The organism is Quadrisphaera sp. DSM 44207, from assembly GCF_900101335.1.
In the GTDB taxonomy this organism is placed as follows: Bacteria; Actinomycetota; Actinomycetes; order Actinomycetales; family Quadrisphaeraceae; genus DSM-44207.
Genome location: NZ_FNKA01000001.1, coordinates 268,400 through 285,492, shown reverse-complemented (window position 1 = coordinate 285,492; position 17,093 = coordinate 268,400). Strand labels below are relative to the sequence as shown.

The window sequence follows — 17,093 nt, the reverse complement described above, 5'->3', positions numbered from 1 at the left end:
GCGTCCTGTGAGGCGGCGCGGGCCCGGCGCCGCCTCGGAGGCGGGCGGCGCGCGGCGCTGGGCGCCCCTGGCCGCCCTGTCCCTCGGCCTGCTGGGGTGGAGCAACGTCGTCGTCCCGCACCTGCCGCCGGGCGCCGGACGGCGGACGCTGAGCGCCGTCGCGGCCACCGCGGTGCTGCTGCTGGCCGCGCGCTGCGCGGGGCTGACCCGCGCCGAGCTCGGGCTGCACCCGTCGACGTGGGGCAGGGGCGCGCGCTGGGGAGCCGGCGCCCTGGGCGTCGTCGTCCTCGGCTACGGCCTCGTGCTGGCCGTGCCCGCCCTGCGCGCCGGGCTGGCGGACCCGCGCGTGGACGCGCTGTCGCCCGGGGAGGTCGCCGTGCGGGCCCTGGTCCTGATCCCGCTGGGGACCGTGCTGTGGGAGGAGGTCGCCTTCCGCGGGGTGCTGCTCGCCACGGCGCAGCGGGTGCTGCCGCCCGGGCGCGCGCTGGCGGTGACCTCCGCGGTCTTCGGTCTGTGGCACCTCAGCTCGGCCGCGGGGGTGCCCGTCCCGGCCGCGTTCCCGCTCCCGCGCGTCCTGTCGGTGGTGGGGGTGGTGCTCGTCACCGCGGCCGGCGGCCTGGCCCTCGGCTGGCTGCGGCAGCGCAGCAGCAGCCTCCTGGCGCCGGTGGGGCTGCACCTGGGCACCAACAGCGTCGGGCTCGCGGCGGCGGCCGCGGCCGCCGCCCTGCGCTGATCCCGGTCAGGACGGCGCCGCCACCGGCGGCAGCGCCGCGGTCATCACCTCCGCGCCGTCGGCGCCCAGCACGGACACCGCCCGCACGTCCGGGCGCATCACCGCGCTCGTCATCCGGCACTCCACCACCCCGGCGACGGCCTCGAAGGAGCCCGTCGGCACCTGCGTGCCGTCCTCGGCGACGAGCACGACCCGGTAGGTCTCGCCGGGCGTCAGGCCGGAGACGGCGTCGAAGGCCGTCTCGGTGCCCCAGGTGTGCGCGACGACGGCGGCGGAGACGCTGACCCCCTCGGGCTCGCCGGCGAAGGCGATCGGCTCGGAGGCGCCCAGGACCCCCGGCGCACCCTGCTCGGGCCGCTCCAGCCAGCGCGCCAGGCCGAACCCGCCGCCGGCGCCCAGCAGCAGCGCCACGACGCACGCGGCCAGGGCCGGGGCCAGCGCCCGCCGCTGGCGCGGCAGCACCGGTGCCGAGGACGGCGCCGGTGCCGAGGACGGCACCGGTGCGGAGGACGGCACCGGTGCCGAGGACGGCGCCGGTGCGGGGGGTGGCGCCCCGGTCCGGGCGGCGTCCACCACGCGCTGGCGCAGGGAGTCGGGCGGGGCGGCGTCGGACCACGGGCTCCCGTGGCGTCCGTGCGCCGTCCTCGCGGCGCCGAGCTCGCGCACGAGCGCGCGGGAGCGCTCCAGCTCCTCGCGGGCGGAGGGGTCCGCGCTCAGGAGGGCGTCCAGCTCGGCGCGCTCCGAGGGGTCGAGGTCACCGCCCAGGGCCGCGCCGAGCAGCTCCTCGCGCCGGTCCTCACCCATCAGCCTCCCCTCCCGCCTCGTCGAGCACCGAGCGCATCGCGCGCAGCCCGTAGTACATCCGCGTGCGCAGCGTCGCCACGGCCACACCGGTCTGCTGCGCCAGCTCGGCGTACGTGCGGCCCTCCAGGTGCACCGCGACCACCACCTGGCGGTGCTCCGGGGACAGGCGCGCCAGGGCCTCGACCACCTGCAGGCGCCCCACCACGTCCTCCTCGGGCCCGGCCGCCGCCGGGCCGGCGTCCTCGGGCGCCTCGCCGGCCCGCTGCGGCCGGCGGCCGCGGGCGCGGTGGACGTCGAGCGCCAGGTTGCGGGCGATGGCGAAGAGCCACGTGCGCAGCGACGCGCGCGCCGGGTCGAACTGCGCCGCGGAGCGCCAGGCGCGGGTGAAGACCTCCTGCACCAGCTCCTCGGCGTCGGCCCGGTCGCTCAGGGCGTTCGCCGCGAACCGGAACAGCTCCGCGCCGTGGTCCCGGTACGCCTCCTCGATGCTGAACGACACGAGGCCCTCCCGGCTGCCGGCGGACCCCGGCGTCCGCCGAGCACGGTACCGGCCCCGGATCCCGCCGCCCGCGGTGGTCCTGGTGCGCTCGGCCACGGGCCTCCCGCCTCGGTGACGGGTCGCGCCTCGGGGGTACGCCGCGCGGGCGGCCGCTATTCATCGGGATGAACCACCACGAAGGGTGAACACCGGCCGCCCGATCGGCGTAGTCCTGCGTGTCGCACCCGTGCGGCACGCAGCCACCGGTTGCGAACACCCCTGTGGAGGAACCATGCGCCGCACCGCCCGCACCACGACCGCCGTCACCACGGCCCTGCTCGCCGTCGCCGTCCTCGCTCCCGCGACCGCCTCCGCCGACGGCCAGCGCACCAGCAGCTACAGCACCGGCAGCTACAGCACCGGCAGCTACGGCGGCGGGGGGTACGGCGACAGCAGCGGGTACGGGCTCGCCGCCGTCGGCCTCAGCGACGGGGGCAAGGGCCTCGTCGCCTTCACGACCACCGACCCCGGCAGCGCCCAGCGGATCGGCGACGTCAAGGGCCTGCAGGGCGACACCCGCCTGGTGGGCATCGACTACCGGGTGCAGAACGGCAAGCTGTACGGCGTCGGGGAGCGGGGCGGCATCTACCTGCTCGGGGACCGGGACGCCGCCGCGAGGAAGGTCGGCCAGCTCAGCGTCGCCCTGGAGGGCAGGAACTTCGGCGTGGACTTCAACCCCGCCGCCAACGCCCTGCGCATCACCAGCGACACGGGGCAGAACCTGCGCCAGCCCTTCGCCGGCGGCACCGCCGACGCCCCGAGCCCGACCGCCGCCACCGTCGTGGACGGCCGGCTGACCTACGACGGCGCGCCGGCCACGGGCATCAGCGGCTCGGCCTACACCAACAACGACCTCAGCGCCGACACGGCGACCACCCTGTACGACCTCGACACGGCGATGGACCAGGTCGCCCTCCAGGTCCCGGCCAACGCCGGCACGCTGTCGGCGACCGGCAGGCTGCGCGTCGACGCCGGGCCGGACGCCGGGTTCGACATCTACAGCACCGTGCGGGACGGGCGCACCACCGCCGTCGAGGGCTGGGCGACCCTGACCGTCGGCGGCTCCAGCCGCCTGTACGCGGTGGACCTGCCCACCGGGCGGGCCACCGACCGCGGCGGCTTCCGCACCCCGGTCACCGACCTGGCGATCGGGCTCGCCCAGCGCTGAGCGCCCCCAGCCGCCCGGCCACCGGTTCCCGGGGGAGCCGGTGGCCGGGCACCCGCGCGCCCGGCCGCGCGCCCGGCGCGCCCGGTCAGGTCCCCGGCGCCAGGGCCCGGGTCAGCTCGCCGTCGTCGGGGGAGTGCAGCACCCGGCCCGACCGCGTGAGGACGACGGGCAGGTCGGCCTCGCAGACGCCGAGCTCGGCCAGGACCTGGTCGCCGTCCACGTCGCCGTCCACGTCGCCGTCCGCGTCGCCGTCCGCGTCGCCGTCCGCGTCGACGACCGAGGCCGTCAGGCCGTGCGCGTCGGCCCACGCGTGCAGCCGGTGCACCTCCGGGCTGCCGGAGCGCCCGATGACGCGCAGGTCGGCGGCCAGCTCCACCCCGGTGGCGTGGCGCACGAGGAAGGCCCGCTGCACCAGCTCCCGCAGCTCGGCGTCCTGGGCGAAGACCGCGCGCAGCTGCTCGACGGTCAGGCGCAGCACCTCACCGGCGCGGACGACCACCGCGGTACGCACCACGCGTCGGTCGCCGAACAGGTCGAGGGACCCGAGGAAGCGGCGCGCCCCGTGCACCCGGACGACCGGCTCGCCCCCTCCGCCTCCGGGGCGGCCGACGACCGCGACGGCGCCGGACAGGACGACGTGGAAGTCGTAGCCGGGGTCGCCGGGCCGGTACAGCACGTCGCCGCGGGCGACCCGCCGGCGGGCGCCGGCGCGCGCCGGCCGGGCCAGCTGGTCGTCGGTCAGCCGCGGGTGGTCACCGCCGCGGTCCGGGGTCTCCGGCAGGTCCTCGGGCAGGTCCGGCAGCGCCCCGAGCTGGCCCCAGGCCAGCTCGTCCCGGGCCGGCGCGGGGCTCGCGGCCGCGCCTGCGGACGGTTCCGGGCCGCTGCCCTCCTGCGCGCCGGCGAGCAGCGCGGCCGTGAGGGTGTCCGCGTCGTGCGGGCCGGTGTGCCGGCGCCCGTCGACGAAGAAGGTCGAGGTGCTGGTGACCCCGCTGGCCCGGGCGGACTCCGCGTCGTGCCGCACGCGCCGGGCGTACCGGCCGGAGCCGAGGTCGCGGGAGAAGCGGGCGACGTCCAGACCGATCGCCGCGGCGTGCTCGAGCAGGTCGGTGGTCGCCAGCCTCGCCGGCCCCGCCCGCGCGGTGGGCGTCCAGGCGCAGGACCGCCGCGCCGAGCACCGTGGCGAGCACCGTGGCGGCCAGGATGCCGACCCGCGCCTGGTCGGCCAGGGCCTGCTGGGTCGAGGAGCCGGAGGGGGCGAGGTCGACGATGAACAACGAGATGGTGGACCCGATGCCCGACAGCGCCGCGCCACCGGCCAGGTCCAGCCGGGTCAGACCCGGGGCGAGGTCCCCCAGGCGCAGGCGCACCGCCAGGCCGGTGCCGAGCAGGACGCCGACGAGCTCGCCCAGGACCAGGCCGGCGATCACACCGAGGGTGACCGGTGGGGTCGCCGCCGCGCGCAGGGTCTCCCCGGTCAGCGGCACCCCGGCGTTGGCCAGGGCGAACAGCGGCACGATGACCGTGTTCGTCCACGGCTGCCACAGCCGCTGCGTCCGCTCGCTGGCGGGCACCGAGCGGGCGATGGACAGCTGCGCGGCGACGGCGTACTCCGGGTCGGGGGACTGCAGGTAGGCCCGGGCCCGCCGGGCGGCGTCCTCGACCTCCTCGCGCCGCGGGTGGTACGCCGGGGTGGCCAGCGCGACGGCGACCCCCAGCAGGGTCGGGTGCACCCCGGACGGGTGCAGCGCCACCCACGCGACGACGGCGAGCACCAGGTAGGCCGGTCCTCGCCAGACCCGCAGCCAGCGCAGGGCGAACATGAGCGCGAACCCCAGCCCGGCCACGGCCAGGGCGCCCAGGCGCAGGTCCTCGGTGTAGAAGAGCGCGATCACGGTCGGCGCGCCGACGTCGTCGGCGATCGCCAGGGCGAGCAGGAACACCCGCAGCTGCGGCGGGCACGCCGACCCGAGCAGGGCGAGGACGCCGAGCAGGAACGCGGTGCCGGTGGAGATCACCACGCCCCAGGCGCCCACCGCGGTCTGCGACGGTCATCGGGGTCCTGTCCTTCTCGGTCGTGCCCGGCACGGTCCGCGCCCGCGGGAGGCGCTCGCGGCACGACTGCGGGGAGCGTGGCGCCGCGGCGCCGGGAGAGCCAGGTACTGCCAGGGCACCCCTCGCGCGGCGCCCGCCCGCCCGGGCCCGCTGCCCGCCGTGCTGGAGGCGTGACGCGCCTGAGCGAGTGCGCGGCCGCCGTCGGCAGGTCGCCCGCCGGCCTGTCGCTGCACACCGGGCAGAGCTGCGACGTGCTCGTCGACGCCGCTGCCGGCCTGGTGTGGCGCTTTCCCAGGACCGCGGCCGCCCGCACCCGGCTGGCGCAGGACCGGGAACGCCTGGAGCGGGCCCGCGCTCGGGGCCTGCCGGCTCCGGAGGTCCTCGGCGCGGACGTGGACGGGCGCGGCGGGCGAGCGCACCTGCTGCTGCGGTTCGTGCCCGGCGTCGGCGTGCACGCCGCGGCGCGGCTGGGCGAGCCGGCGGTGCACCGCCTGGTCGAGGACCTCGCGCAGCTGCTCGAGCGCCTCCGGCAGGAACCGCTGCTGATCGGCTCCGCGCTCGAGGACGGGTGGGTGCAGCACTGGCAGGACCTGGCCGCGAGGATCGAGCACCGCGTGCTGCCGCGGCTGGCGGAGCCGGACGCGCAGCGGGCGCGATCGGCGCCCTCCGGGCCGCGGCCGCGGCCCGGAGGGCGCCGATCGCGCTGGTGCACGGGGACCTGGGCGGGGAGGACGTGCGCGTCGACGCCACCGACGGCCACCTGTGCGGGGTGCTGGACTGGGACGGCTGCGGGCCCGGTGACCCCGCCGTCGACTTGGCCGCGCTCAGGACGAGCCTGCCCGCGCCGGTCTTCGCCCGGCTCGCGCGCCGGCTCGGGGCACGGGCGCGCGACCTGGCCCGGGCCGGCGCCTACGCCGCCACCTTCGCCCTCCAGGAGGCGCTGCTCGACGCCGAGCGGGACGACCCCGCACCCGCCTGAGGAATACCCCCGGCGGGTACCCTGTTGGACGGCGTGACGCGCGGACCCGCGGCGGGGGAGGACGGCATGGCGGCCAGCGACGGGGCCAGCGATGGGGCCAGTGACGAGGCCGATGACGTGGCCGGTGACGTGGCCGGTGACGTGGCCGGTGCGCACGGCTACCTCCACCGCAAGGACGACCACCTCAAGCGGCTGCGCCGCATCGAGGGCCAGGCGCGCGGGCTGCAGCGGATGGTGGAGCAGGAGGAGTACTGCATCGACATCCTCACCCAGGTCTCGGCGATGACGAAGGCCCTGCAGTCCGTCGCCCTGGGCCTGCTCGAGGAGCACCTGGGCCACTGCGTGGTCCAGGCGGCCGCCACCGGCGGCCCGGAGGCCGAGGAGAAGGTCAAGGAGGCCTCCGCGGCCATCGCCCGCCTCGTGCGCTCCTGACCCCGACCGGCACCACCGGCAAGACCCCTGGCACGACCCCTGGCACGACCGAGAGGAAGCACGACCGAGATGAGCACCAGCACCTACACCGTCGTCGGCATGACCTGCGGCCACTGCGCGAGCTCGGTGACCGAGGAGGTCAGCGCCGTCCCCGGCGTCACCGGCGTCGACGTCGACCTGGCCACCGGTGGGCTGACCGTCACCGGCGACGCCCCCGTCGACGCCGCCGCCGTGCGGGCCGCGGTGGAGGAGGCCGGCTACGAGGTGGCCGGCGCGTAGCACCCGGTCCCGGCGCTCGAGGCGCCCGATCCGCCCCACCTGCGCCCACCGACCCGCTGCGAGCCAGTCCGAGGAGGACCCGTGAGCTCCGCGACGAACAGCACCCCCCCTGCGGCGTCCGCCGGCGGGGACGAGGTCGAGCTCGCGATCACCGGCATGACGTGCGCCTCCTGCGCCGCGCGCGTCGAGAAGCGGCTGAACCGTCTCGACGGGGTCAGCGCGACCGTCAACTACGCCACCGAGAAGGCGAAGGTCACCTGCGCCGACGGAGTGTCCCGCGAGGACCTGGTGGCGGCGGTGGAGAGGGCCGGTTACACCGCTTCCCTGCTCCAGCCGCCTCGGGCGGAGGACGCGGCGGCCGGCGCGCAGGCCGCCGAGGACGCGCCGGTGCGCAGCCTGCGCCGGCGCGTGCTCGTCTGCACGGCGCTGGGCGTGCCGGTGATCGCTCTGGCGATGGTCCCGGCGCTGCGGTCCGCCTCCTGGCAGTGGCTCTCGCTGGTCCTGGCCGCTCCCGTGGTGGTCTGGGGCGCCTGGCCCTTCCACAGGGCGGCGTGGACCAACCTGCGCCACGGCACCGCGACCATGGACACCCTGGTCAGCCTCGGGGTGACCGCCGCCTTCGGCTGGTCCCTGTACGCCCTCCTCCTCGGCGGCGCGGGGGTGCCGGGCGTGCGGACGCCCTCCTCCCCCAGCGGCTCCGGAGGCCACGGAGCGGAGGTCTACCTCGAGGTCGCCGCCGCGGTCACCGTCTTCGTCCTCGCCGGCCGGTACGTCGAGGCCCGCTCCAGGCGGCGCGCCGGCGCCGCGCTGCGCGCCCTGCTGGAGATGGGCGCCAAGGAGGTCTCCGTCCTGCGCGAGGGCCGCGAGCAGCGCGTCCCCGTCGGCTCCCTCGCCGCAGGCGACCTGTTCGTCGTCCGACCGGGGGAGAAGGTCGCCACCGACGGCGTCGTCACGGAGGGCTCCTCGGCCGTGGACGCCTCGATGCTGACCGGGGAGTCGGTGCCGGTCGAGGTCGCTCCCGGCGACGCCGTGGTCGGCGCCACCGTCAACGCCGGTGGCCGGATCGTCGTCCGGGCCACCCGGATCGGCTCGGACACCCAGCTGGCCCGGACGGCGCGGCTGGTCGAGGACGCCCAGAACGGCAAGGCGGAGGTCCAGCGCCTCGCCGACCGGGTCTCGGGCGTCTTCGTCCCGGTCGTCATCGCCCTGGCGGTGGCCGCGCTCGGGTTCTGGATCCTCGCCGGCGCGGGGGTGGAGGCCGCCTTCACCGCCGCGGTCGCCGTGCTGATCATCGCCTGCCCGTGCGCCCTGGGCCTGGCCACCCCGACCGCCCTTCTGGTCGGCACCGGGCGAGGCGCCCAGCTCGGCATCCTCCTCAAGGGCCCGGAGGTGCTGGAGACCACCCGGCGCATCGACACCGTGGTCCTGGACAAGACCGGCACCGTCACCACCGGGCGGATGACTCTGCTCGACGTCGTCCCCGCCGAGGGCGAGGACGCCGAGGAGGTGCTGCGCCTGGCGGGTGCGCTGGAGGACGCCTCCGAGCACCCGATCGCGCAGGCGGTCGCCCGGGCCGCGACCGAGCGGGTCGGCGCGCTGCCGCGGGTCGAGGGCTTCGGCAACGTCGAGGGCCGGGGCGTGCGGGGCGTCGTCGCGGTGGACGGCGGGCGCCGCGCCGTGGTCGTCGGCCGCGCCGCGCTGCTGGCCGACCGGTCCCAGCACCTGACCCCCGAGCTGGCCGCGGCCGCGGCCGCCGCCGAGGCCGAGGGCAGGACCGCGGTCGCGGTCGGCTGGGACGGGCGGGCGCGCGGGGTGCTCGTGGTCGCCGACGCGGTCAAGGACACCTCCGCCGAGGCGGTCCGGCAGCTGCGCGACCTGGGTCTGACCCCGGTGCTCCTGACGGGCGACAACGAGACCGTCGCCCGGTCGGTGGCCGCGCAGGTGGGCATCGACGAGGTGATCGCCGGGGTCCTGCCGCAGGGCAAGGTCGACGTCGTCGAGCGCCTGCAGGCGCAGGGCAGGACGGTGGCCGTCGTCGGCGACGGGGTCAACGACGCCGCGGCGCTGGCGCAGGCCGACCTCGGCCTGGCGATGGGCACCGGCACCGACGTCGCCATCGAGGCCAGCGACCTGACGCTCGTGCGCGGTGACCTGCGGGCCGCGGCGGACGCCATCCGCCTGGCGCGCCGCACCCTGGGCACCATCAAGGGCAACCTGTTCTGGGCGTTCGCCTACAACGTCGCGGCCCTGCCGCTGGCGGCCGCGGGGCTGCTCGACCCGATGATCGCCGGTGCCGCGATGGCGTTCTCGTCGGTCTTCGTGGTCTCCAACAGCCTGCGGCTGCGCCGCTTCGAGCCGCTGGCGTCGGACCGGGCCGCCGGCGCCGCCCCGGGCACCCCGAGCCGCTCCGTCGCCGCTGCAGGTTCCTGACCGGTCCCCGCCCCCCGTCGTCCTGTGTACGCCAGCGTACGCAGTTGAGCGTACGCTGGCGCGCACAGCAGCAGGAGCCGGCGCCGACCGGTGGCCTCGGGCGGCTGGGTGCTGATCGCGGAGAGCGGAGTGGACGTGGACGATCGCGGCGCGGACGGGCGCCGCAACCGGCTCCTGGCCGCCCTGCCCGAGCCGGTGTACCAGCGGTGCACCGAGCGGCTGGAGCCGGTCGAGCTCGGCGTGCGCCAGCTGCTCTTCGAGGCCGAGGAGCCGATCCAGGACGTGTACTTCCCGCTCACCGCGGTCGCGTCGCTGGTGATCGCCATGAGCGACGGGGCCACGGTCGAGGTCGCCACGGTGGGCAGCGAGGGCGTGGTCGGGCTGCCGGTCTTCCTCGGCGCGCAGAGCCTGCCGATGAGGTCCTTCGCCCAGGTGCCCGGACGGGCGCTGCGCATGGACGCCGAGACCTTCCGCGACGTGCTGGCCGACACCGACGGACCCTTCACCGTCGTCCTGCAGCGCTACACCCAGACGATCGTCAGCCAGATGGCGCAGAACGTGGCGTGCAACCGGCTGCACTCGATCGAGCAGCGGGCCTGCCGCTGGCTGCTGATGACCGCCGACCGGGTCGACGGCCCCCGGTTCGCCCTCACGCAGGAGTTCCTGGCCCACATGCTCGGGGTCCGCCGGGCCAGCGTCACCGAGGTCGCCGGGCGCCTGGCGCACAGCGGGTCCATCACCTACTCCCGCGGCGTGGTGACCGTGCTGGACCGGGACCAGCTGGCTGCTGGCAGCTGCGAGTGCTACGGCGTCATCCGCGACGTCCTGGAGCGGATGCTCGGCGACCCCGGGTCCGCCGCGGACGGGCACGAGCGGGGCCCCGTGCCCACCCCGCGGTAGCCGTCGCCCGTCCCGCCCCACCGGCCCCCACCGGCCCCGGCCGGACCGGCCCCGACCAGACCAGCCGAGAACACGGCACAGCGCAGACGACGGCACGACCCGAGCAGGAGAGCCGAGGATGAGTCAGGACCGCACCAGCGCCCGGCAGGACGACGCCGGGGTGGCGAGCGCCGGAGCGAGCGGGGCCGACCCGGTCAGCCCCGAGCTGGCCGAGGCGCTGGCGCGCATGTCGGGGCTCCTGCTCGCCCACGAGACGGTGCAGACCGCCGTCGGCCTGGTGACCGCCCTGATCGCCCGGACCCTCCCGAGGACCGCAGGGGCCGGCGTGACGCTCGTCGACGACAGGGGCAAGCGGACCGCGGCGGCCACCGACCCGGTGGTCGAAGCCGCCGACGCCCTGCAGTACGAGCTGGACCAGGGGCCGTGCCTGAGCGCCTGGCGGTACGGGCAGCTGGTCCGCATCGACGACGTCGAGCACGACGGGCGCTGGCCCGCCTGGGCCGCCGCGGTCTCACCGGCGGGAGTGCGCTCGGTGCTCAGCGCCCCGCTGGTCGCGGGCGGTCAGCGCCTCGGCGCGCTCAAGGCCTACTCCACCGCGACGGGGGCCTACACCGAGGCCGACGAGGCGGTCCTGCGGCTGTTCGCCGAGCAGGCGTCGGTGCTGCTGGCCAACGTCGCCTCCCACGAGAGCGTCCAGCGCACCGCCGAGCAGCTGAAGGAGGCGCTGAGTTCCCGGGACGTCATCGGGCAGGCCAAGGGGGTGCTCATCGCCCAGGGAGCACCCGATGAGGACGCCGCGTTCACGATGCTGTCCAGCGCCTCCCAGCGCTCGAACACCAAGCTGGTCGAGGTGGCCCGCGAGCTGGTGGCCTCGGTGATCGGCCGGCGCCGGAACACCCACGACCTGTGAGGGCGGGTCCGCCGCCATGCAGACCCCGCCGCGCCACCGCTCGCTGGAGGCAGCCCGCCGCCGCGCCGGGCTGACCCTCGAGCAGCTCTGGCTCGACTACCTGGCCCTGGGCGGACAGGCCGGCGTGCTGGAGCTGGAGGCCTACCTGCTGGGGCTGGTGCCGTTCGACGGGTCCCAGGAGGACGTCCTCGACCACGCCCTGGTCGAGCGCCTCGACGACCTGCAGCGGGCGCAGCGCCCGTCCTCCCCGGACGGGGCCGCGGGCTCCGCGCCGGCGGAGGACCCCCTGGCGGTGCTGCACCAGCTGCTGGCGGCCCACCGGCGCGAGGGCGGCGGGAGCCGGGCCGGCGGGCCGGACGGCTGAGGCGCCCCACCGGGCGCGGTGTCCCGCCAGCCGCTCTGCTGGACGGGCGGGACCGGATCATGCTCGCACCCGGGGGCGGTCCGGTGTGCCGGAACCGGTGGATCCGCCGGAACGGGTCGCCGGAGCCGATGACGCGCGAGCGCAAGGGGAGCGGGTGACGGAGATCGGACCCGCGTGGCCGGTGTGGAAGACGGGCAGGTCGGCGACCGCTCCGCGGCCGCGTCGGCCTCGGACGGCGAGCCCGGTCAGCTCGTGCGGGCGATCTCGTGCTCGACGGCTCGCCGGATCCACTGCGACAGGGAGCGGTCGTCGGCGGCGGCCCGCTCACGCACCTGCCGCAGGAGGGCCTCGGGAAGACGGACCGGCACGGGCGTGGACAGCCTGTCCGGCCGAGTTCCTCGGCGCACCGGGTCTCTTCGCGGGACCTGGGTGCCGGGGTCGTCGGACGTGCCGCCGCTCGGGCGTCGATCTGCGGCATCCTCGTCGAAAGCAGCGCCCCGCGTGGCCGGTCGCACGCTGTATCGGCGTGACTCCCGTCGGCGCCTGACGAATCATGGAGGGCGTGGCTGCTGCGCCGAACCGGCTGGAACTCGTAGAGAGCGGGCGACCCCGTCCAGGCAGCCCGGGGCTCACGGCGCGCGCGCGGTACGACGAGCGGCTCGCGGAGCCGTTGGGGCAGTTGCACTTCGAGGTCGACGGCGTCTCGGTCCTGCAGCGGGTCCTCGCCCTGGACCTGCCGATGCCGTACGGCTTCGCCGCGTTCGAGTTCGTCAGCGTTGCGGACCTCGCGTGGCCAGCAGAAGCAGCGTCCTCCTTGCGCCAGCCGGCGGGGCGGGCCGACCGTGACCCCGCCTGGGACGTGCTGGAGCCGGGGGGCTGCCGCTGTACATCTGTCCCGAGTGCGCCGACGTGTACTGCGGTGCTCTCACGGTCGCTGTCGGCCGAGAGGCCGATCCTGCGTCCGGACGTGAGGTGGTGAGCTGGACGGACCTGCGGTGCGAGGACGCGCACACAGCTGGCGAGCAGATGCCTGACCTCTCCCAGGTCGGGGCTTTCACCTTCGACGCCGAGCAGTACAGAGCGGCCATGGATGAGGCGATACGACGCCTCGAGGAACTAGCGGCGGCCGAGCGGCGCGCTGAGGAGCTCCGGAGAGCGCAGCGCACACTCCGCGCGCGGCTGCGACGCCTGACCCGCCCCTAGGCGGGCAGCGCGCGCCGGCTGACGGAGTGTTGAGCGCGCCGAGCGACGACAGCATGGCCAGGGCGGTATCAAAGTTGATACCGTGCTCTGGTGCCCATGACTTTGCGCCTCAGTGACGACGAGACCGAGGCCCTGCGCCGCCGCGCGGAACTGGAGTCCAGGTCCATGCAGGACGTCGTGCGCCATGCGGTGCGCGAGTACATCGAGAGCCACAGTCGCGCTGAGCTCCTCGACCAGGTGTTGGACTCCGAGTTGCCGCGGTACGCCGAGGCGCTGGAGCGGCTCGGTCGGTGATCTACTTGACCGCCGCGGAGCTGCTTCACGTGGCAGAGCGGGCCACGGGCGCTTCGGTGCAGGTCCGTGACCACGGGCTGCTGGCCGCCGCGGCCGCTCGGCCGCAAGTCACGGTCCAGGGCGAGGACGCCTATCACGACCTCTCCCAGAAGGCCGCTGCACTGATGCACTCCCTCGCCCGCAACCACCCCCTGGTCGACGGCGACAAGCGGCTCGCCCTTGGGGGTTGCATCGCGTTCCTCGGCATCAACGGCTACCGGCTCACCCTCAGCAACGACGAGGCGTACGACCTCACGATGGCCATCGCGGCCGGTGAACTCGACGAGGTCCACGACATCGCCCGGCGGATCCGCGGCGCCATCGTCGAGCGGTGAGCGGTCAGGCGGACGTCACCTCGGATTCCGGCGGGTTCGGCTCGACCCGTCGAGCAGTGCGTCGAGCGCGCTGGCGATCTCGGCGTCGCGGTGGCTGGCGGCGTGCTGGTACAGCAGCGCCGCAGCGGAGGAGGCGTGACCCAGGCGCGCCATGAGCTCTTCGGTGGTCGCCCCCGTGGCGGCCGCCAGCGTGGCGCCGGTGTGCCGCAGCTCGTGCGAGCGCACCGGCGGCAGTCCGCAAGCCGAGACGGCGCGCTGGAACATCACCGTCCAGCCGCTCCGCGCCAGGTAGCCACCGGTCCCGGTGCTGAAGACCAAGGCGTCCGGCCCCTGACCGACGTGCTCCTCGAGGTGTCGGGCAAGCGTCCGGGCGAGGGTCGGCGGGAGGGCGACGGCGCGCCGGCCGGCGTCCGTCTTCGGCGGACCGACGATCTGCCGGCCGCCGACCGAGCGGACGGAGCGCTCCACGGTGACGAGGCTGCCGTCCGCGCTGACGTCGCACCGTCGCAGCGCCGTCGCTTCGCCGAACCGGAGGGCCCCGTACGCCATCACGAGCACGAGCGCCCGGTAGCGCGGCGGGACGGCGTCCGCGAGGGCACTCACTTCCTCGGCGGTCAAGGATCGCGACGCCCGCGCCGACCGGGCCGTCCCTGCACCGCGCAGCCGCGCGGGGTTGACGGCGATCGCCTCGTCGTCGACGGCGACGGCGAGAAGCGCCCGCAGCAGCCGGTAGGCGTGCACCAGCGCCGTGGGGCGGATGCTGCGGGCGGCCTCCTCGTGCCAGGTGCGCACCAGGTGCGGCGTCACTTGCCCGACGGGGACGTCGGCCCACCGCTCGGACAAGTGCAGCCGCCACGTCGCGGCGTACAGCGCCTGCGTGGACTCCCGCAGGTCCGCTCGTCGCAGGTAGTCGTGCGCGTAGGCACCCACCGTCCGGTGGCCGGCCTCGGGCGCCCGCCACGCCCGTCGAGCGAGGTCCGCCTGCGCCGCGGCCAGTCAGACCCGCGCGTCGGACTTCGTCGCGAACGTCCTGCTGCGCCGCCGTCCGTCCGGCGCGGCGTACCGGGCACGCCACCGACCTGAGGGCAGCTTGTCCACGGTCCCGAAGGCGGACGGCCGGGCCTTCGGCGCGCCGCGTGAGCCCTCAGGACTGGACATCGCCGCAGTGTGGGCGCGCCCGCCCACGACTGGACACCCTGCCTGTGGACGACGGGCGCCTGGTCATCGTTCAACGGGTTCGCGGACGCCGGCGGCCAGGAACGCGTCGAGGTCCTGGCGGTCGAAGCGGATGTACCGCCCGACCTTGGCGTGGCGGATGCGGCGCTCGGCGACGAGCCGACGGACGAAGCGCACCTGTCCGGAACCGACCCGTGACCTGCCGTTTTGCGACGCCTCGCGTGACCTCGGCGTGACCTTGGCGTTGGCGAACAGGGGTCGTTCCGGGTCTCTGGCGGTCACTCGCCGGACTGGCTCGTCCGGCCCGATCAGGCCTCTGACCTGCGAAGATGCTGGTCAGACAGGGAGCGGGTGACGGGAATCGAACCCGCGTAGCCAGTTTGGAAGACTGGGGCTCTGCCACTGAGCTACACCCGCGAGGACGCCCGAGGACGCCGGCCCCGGCAGCGTAGCGGAGAGCGCCGTCCGTCCCGCCGCGGCCGCGGGGACGGCGGCGGACGCCCCCGCCGCGGGCGCCGAGCGCGTAGCCTTCGGGGCGGACCAGCAGCACCGCCGCCGGTCCGCGGGGTGTGGCGCAGCTTGGTAGCGCGTCCGCTTTGGGAGCGGAAGGCCCCCGGTTCGAATCCGGGTACCCCGACCCAGCGAGGGCCGGGCTCCCGGGCCCGCGGCGATAGCATCGGCGCCGGCGATGGTGCCCGTCCGCTCGCCCGACCGCGGGGAGTGCCCCGCGAGCACCGCCCCGACCCGACCCCTGACCTGGAGACGACCTGCTGTGAAGAGCGACGTCGAGACCATCAACCCGACGCGCGTGAAGCTCACCGTCGAGGTGCCCTTCGCCGAGCTGAAGCCGAGCCTGGACGCCGCCTACCGCACGATCGCCGGGCAGGTGCAGGTGCCGGGCTTCCGCAAGGGCAAGGTCCCCCCGCGCATCATCGACCAGCGCTTCGGGCGCGGCGTGGTGCTGCAGGAGGCCATCAACGACGCGCTGCCCAAGCTGTACCAGCAGGCCGTGCAGGAGACCGCCGTCCGGCCCCTGGGCCAGCCGCAGGTCGACGTCACCGAGATCCCGGCCGAGGCGGACGGCGGCGAGCTGCGCTTCACCGCCGAGGTCGACGTCCGCCCGACGCTGCAGCTGCCCGACTACTCCAGCATCGCCGTGAGCGTCGACGACGTGTCGGTCTCCGACGAGGACGTCGACGCGCAGCTGCAGCAGCTGCGCCAGCGCTTCGGCACCCTCGTCGGCGTCGACCGCCCCGTCGCGGCCGGCGACTTCGTCTCCCTCGACCTGACCGCCACCATCGGCGACGAGGAGATCGACACCGCGAGCGGCGTCTCCTACGAGGTCGGCTCCGGCACCATGCTCCCCGGCATGGACGAGGCGATCACGGGCGCCGCCGCCGGCGAGGAGCGCACCTTCACCGCTCCGCTGGCCGGCGGCGAGCACGCGGGCGAGGACGCCACCGTGCGCGTGACCGTGCAGTCGGTCAAGGAGCGCGAGCTGCCCGAGGCCGACGACGACTTCGCGCAGCTGGCCAGCGAGTTCGACACGCTCGAGGAGCTGCGCGCGGACCTGCGCGCCAAGGCCGAGCAGGAGAAGGAGTTCGAGCAGGGCGTGCAGGCGCGCGACAAGGTGCTCGAGGCCCTCCTCGAGGCCGTCGAGGTGCCCGTGCCCGAGAGCGTCGTCGAGGAGGAGGTGCACCGCCACCTCGAGGCCGAGTCGCGCCTGGAGGACGACGAGCACCGCGCCGAGGTCACCGAGGAGGCCCGCAAGGCGCTGCGCACGCAGCTGCTGCTCGACACCATCGCCGAGGAGGAGCAGGTCTCGGTGAACCAGGCCGAGCTCGTCGAGTACATCGTCGCGCAGGCCCCGCGCTACGGCATGGACGCGAACGCCTTCGCGCAGGCGATGGACCAGGCCGGCCAGGTGCCCGCGCTCGTGGCGGAGGTCGCCCGCCGCAAGGCGCTGTCCGTCGTCCTCGAGCGCGCTCGCGTCACCGACGCCTCCGGCGCGCCGGTGGACCTCGGCGCCGTGATCGGCGACGAGGAGGAGGACGCCGCCGCGACGGCCGAGGGCTCCGCGGACGCCGCCGAGGCCGAGGGCGGTGCAGTCGACGCCCCGGTCGACGCCCCGGTCGACGCGTCCGTGGACGCTCCGGTCGAGGCCGGCGTCCCGGCCGTCGAGGCGGACGTCGAGGCCGCCGCTCCTGCCGAGGAGGCGCCCGCGCCCGCCCGGCGCGCGTCGCGCGCCAAGGCCGCTCCCGCCGCCGACGACGCGGACGCCGAGGCCAGGCCGGCTCCGGCGAAGCGGGCCTCCCGCGCGAAGGCCGCTCCCGCCGCGGACGCGGCGGCTCCGGACGCCGAGGCCGGGGACGCGCCGGCTGCCGACGCGCCGGCTGCCGACGCCGAGGCGACGCCGGCCCCCGCCAAGCGCGCCTCGCGCGCGAAGGCCGCCGCCGC

The 17,093-nt window shown here is 76.1% G+C and carries 17 protein-coding genes, 2 tRNA genes and 2 pseudogenes; 13 read left to right on the top strand and 8 right to left on the bottom strand.

Annotated features, from left to right (window positions below; all coding sequences use genetic code 11):
- The first annotated feature begins 7 nt into the window (after positions 1–7).
- Positions 8–733 (top strand): CPBP family intramembrane glutamic endopeptidase, encoded by a 726-nt coding sequence (locus BLS82_RS01300; protein WP_218123425.1) that lies wholly within the window; start codon positions 8–10, stop codon positions 731–733.
- A gap of 6 nt (positions 734–739) precedes the next feature.
- On the opposite strand, the gene BLS82_RS01295 is transcribed toward BLS82_RS01300, so the two are convergent.
- Together BLS82_RS01295 and BLS82_RS01290 are read right to left on the bottom strand one after the other, a co-directional pair.
- Positions 740–1,537: an anti-sigma factor family protein gene (locus tag BLS82_RS01295; RefSeq protein ID WP_092860923.1), complete on the bottom strand. Its 798-nt coding sequence runs from the start codon at positions 1,535–1,537 to the stop codon at positions 740–742.
- Positions 1,530–2,036, bottom strand: coding sequence for an RNA polymerase sigma factor (locus BLS82_RS01290; RefSeq protein ID WP_092862483.1), 507 nt, complete (start codon positions 2,034–2,036; stop codon positions 1,530–1,532). Before BLS82_RS01290 ends, BLS82_RS01295 begins: the two co-directional genes overlap by 8 nt.
- Positions 2,037–2,307: 271 nt before the next feature.
- Here BLS82_RS01290 and BLS82_RS01285 point away from each other — a divergent pair, with 271 nt between their 5' ends.
- Positions 2,308–3,243: a DUF4394 domain-containing protein gene (locus tag BLS82_RS01285; RefSeq protein WP_092860921.1), complete on the top strand. Its 936-nt coding sequence runs from the start codon at positions 2,308–2,310 to the stop codon at positions 3,241–3,243.
- Between the two features lie 85 nt (positions 3,244–3,328).
- On the opposite strand, the gene BLS82_RS16665 is transcribed toward BLS82_RS01285, so the two are convergent.
- Positions 3,329–4,555 carry a DsbA family protein gene (locus BLS82_RS16665; RefSeq protein WP_218123424.1) on the bottom strand — a complete coding sequence of 409 codons (1,227 nt, stop codon included), beginning with the start codon at positions 4,553–4,555 and terminating at the stop codon, positions 3,329–3,331.
- A pseudogene (locus BLS82_RS16660) lies at positions 4,458–5,258 on the bottom strand (Na+/H+ antiporter NhaA); the annotation flags it as partial. The gene BLS82_RS16665 and the pseudogene BLS82_RS16660, both read right to left, overlap by 98 nt.
- Before the next feature lie 59 nt (positions 5,259–5,317).
- Between BLS82_RS16660 and BLS82_RS01270 the strand changes: the two are divergent.
- From BLS82_RS01270 to BLS82_RS01240, 7 genes are all read left to right on the top strand, one after another.
- A complete protein-coding gene (locus tag BLS82_RS01270) occupies positions 5,318–6,274 on the top strand; it encodes a phosphotransferase (RefSeq protein WP_369811009.1) in 957 nt (318 codons plus the stop codon).
- A gap of 66 nt (positions 6,275–6,340) precedes the next feature.
- Entirely contained in the window at positions 6,341–6,706 is a 366-nt protein-coding gene (locus tag BLS82_RS01265; RefSeq protein WP_092862480.1) for a metal-sensitive transcriptional regulator, read from the top strand.
- A 69-nt stretch (positions 6,707–6,775) separates the two neighbouring features.
- Positions 6,776–6,985, top strand: a complete 210-nt coding sequence (locus BLS82_RS01260) for a heavy-metal-associated domain-containing protein (protein WP_092860913.1) — start codon at positions 6,776–6,778, stop codon at positions 6,983–6,985.
- Positions 6,986–7,066: 81 nt separating this feature from the next.
- On the top strand, positions 7,067–9,415 hold the full coding sequence (locus tag BLS82_RS01255; RefSeq protein WP_255378040.1) for a heavy metal translocating P-type ATPase: 2,349 nt from the start codon (positions 7,067–7,069) through the stop codon (positions 9,413–9,415).
- 135 nt (positions 9,416–9,550) lie between these two features.
- A complete protein-coding gene (locus BLS82_RS01250; protein ID WP_218123422.1) occupies positions 9,551–10,315 on the top strand; it encodes a Crp/Fnr family transcriptional regulator in 765 nt (254 codons plus the stop codon).
- 118 nt (positions 10,316–10,433) lie between these two features.
- The gene (locus tag BLS82_RS01245) at positions 10,434–11,225 is read left to right on the top strand and encodes a GAF and ANTAR domain-containing protein (protein WP_092860911.1); all 792 of its coding nucleotides are present in this window, start codon (positions 10,434–10,436) and stop codon (positions 11,223–11,225) included.
- A 16-nt stretch (positions 11,226–11,241) separates the two neighbouring features.
- Entirely contained in the window at positions 11,242–11,589 is a 348-nt protein-coding gene (locus BLS82_RS01240; protein WP_092860909.1) for a hypothetical protein, read from the top strand.
- A gap of 245 nt (positions 11,590–11,834) precedes the next feature.
- Here the strand turns inward: BLS82_RS01240 and BLS82_RS01235 are convergent, their stop codons facing one another.
- Complete coding sequence (locus BLS82_RS01235; RefSeq protein ID WP_218123421.1) at positions 11,835–11,957, bottom strand: YlcI/YnfO family protein; 123 nt, start codon at positions 11,955–11,957, stop codon at positions 11,835–11,837.
- A 931-nt stretch (positions 11,958–12,888) separates the two neighbouring features.
- On the opposite strand from BLS82_RS01235, the gene BLS82_RS01220 reads away from it, so the two are divergent.
- Together BLS82_RS01220 and BLS82_RS01215 are read left to right on the top strand one after the other, a co-directional pair.
- Positions 12,889–13,086 (top strand): ribbon-helix-helix protein, CopG family, encoded by a 198-nt coding sequence (locus tag BLS82_RS01220; RefSeq protein WP_092862472.1) that lies wholly within the window; start codon positions 12,889–12,891, stop codon positions 13,084–13,086.
- On the top strand, positions 13,083–13,460 hold the full coding sequence (locus tag BLS82_RS01215; protein WP_092860901.1) for a type II toxin-antitoxin system death-on-curing family toxin: 378 nt from the start codon (positions 13,083–13,085) through the stop codon (positions 13,458–13,460). Before BLS82_RS01220 ends, BLS82_RS01215 begins: the two co-directional genes overlap by 4 nt.
- Before the next feature lie 15 nt (positions 13,461–13,475).
- Here the strand turns inward: BLS82_RS01215 and BLS82_RS01210 are convergent, their stop codons facing one another.
- From BLS82_RS01210 to BLS82_RS01200, 3 genes are all read right to left on the bottom strand, one after another.
- The gene (locus BLS82_RS01210) at positions 13,476–14,390 is read right to left on the bottom strand and encodes a tyrosine-type recombinase/integrase (RefSeq protein ID WP_176818865.1); all 915 of its coding nucleotides are present in this window, start codon (positions 14,388–14,390) and stop codon (positions 13,476–13,478) included.
- Between the two features lie 291 nt (positions 14,391–14,681).
- A complete protein-coding gene (locus BLS82_RS15130) occupies positions 14,682–14,918 on the bottom strand; it encodes a helix-turn-helix domain-containing protein (RefSeq protein WP_218123419.1) in 237 nt (78 codons plus the stop codon).
- A gap of 64 nt (positions 14,919–14,982) precedes the next feature.
- Positions 14,983–15,053, bottom strand: a tRNA-Gly gene (locus BLS82_RS01200).
- Between the two features lie 146 nt (positions 15,054–15,199).
- Here BLS82_RS01200 and BLS82_RS01195 point away from each other — a divergent pair.
- Together BLS82_RS01195 and tig are read left to right on the top strand one after the other, a co-directional pair.
- A tRNA-Pro gene (locus BLS82_RS01195) sits at positions 15,200–15,273 on the top strand.
- 135 nt (positions 15,274–15,408) lie between these two features.
- Positions 15,409–16,893 (top strand): annotated as a pseudogene (tig, locus tag BLS82_RS01190) (trigger factor); the annotation flags it as partial.
- Positions 16,894–17,093: the final 200 nt, after the last annotated feature.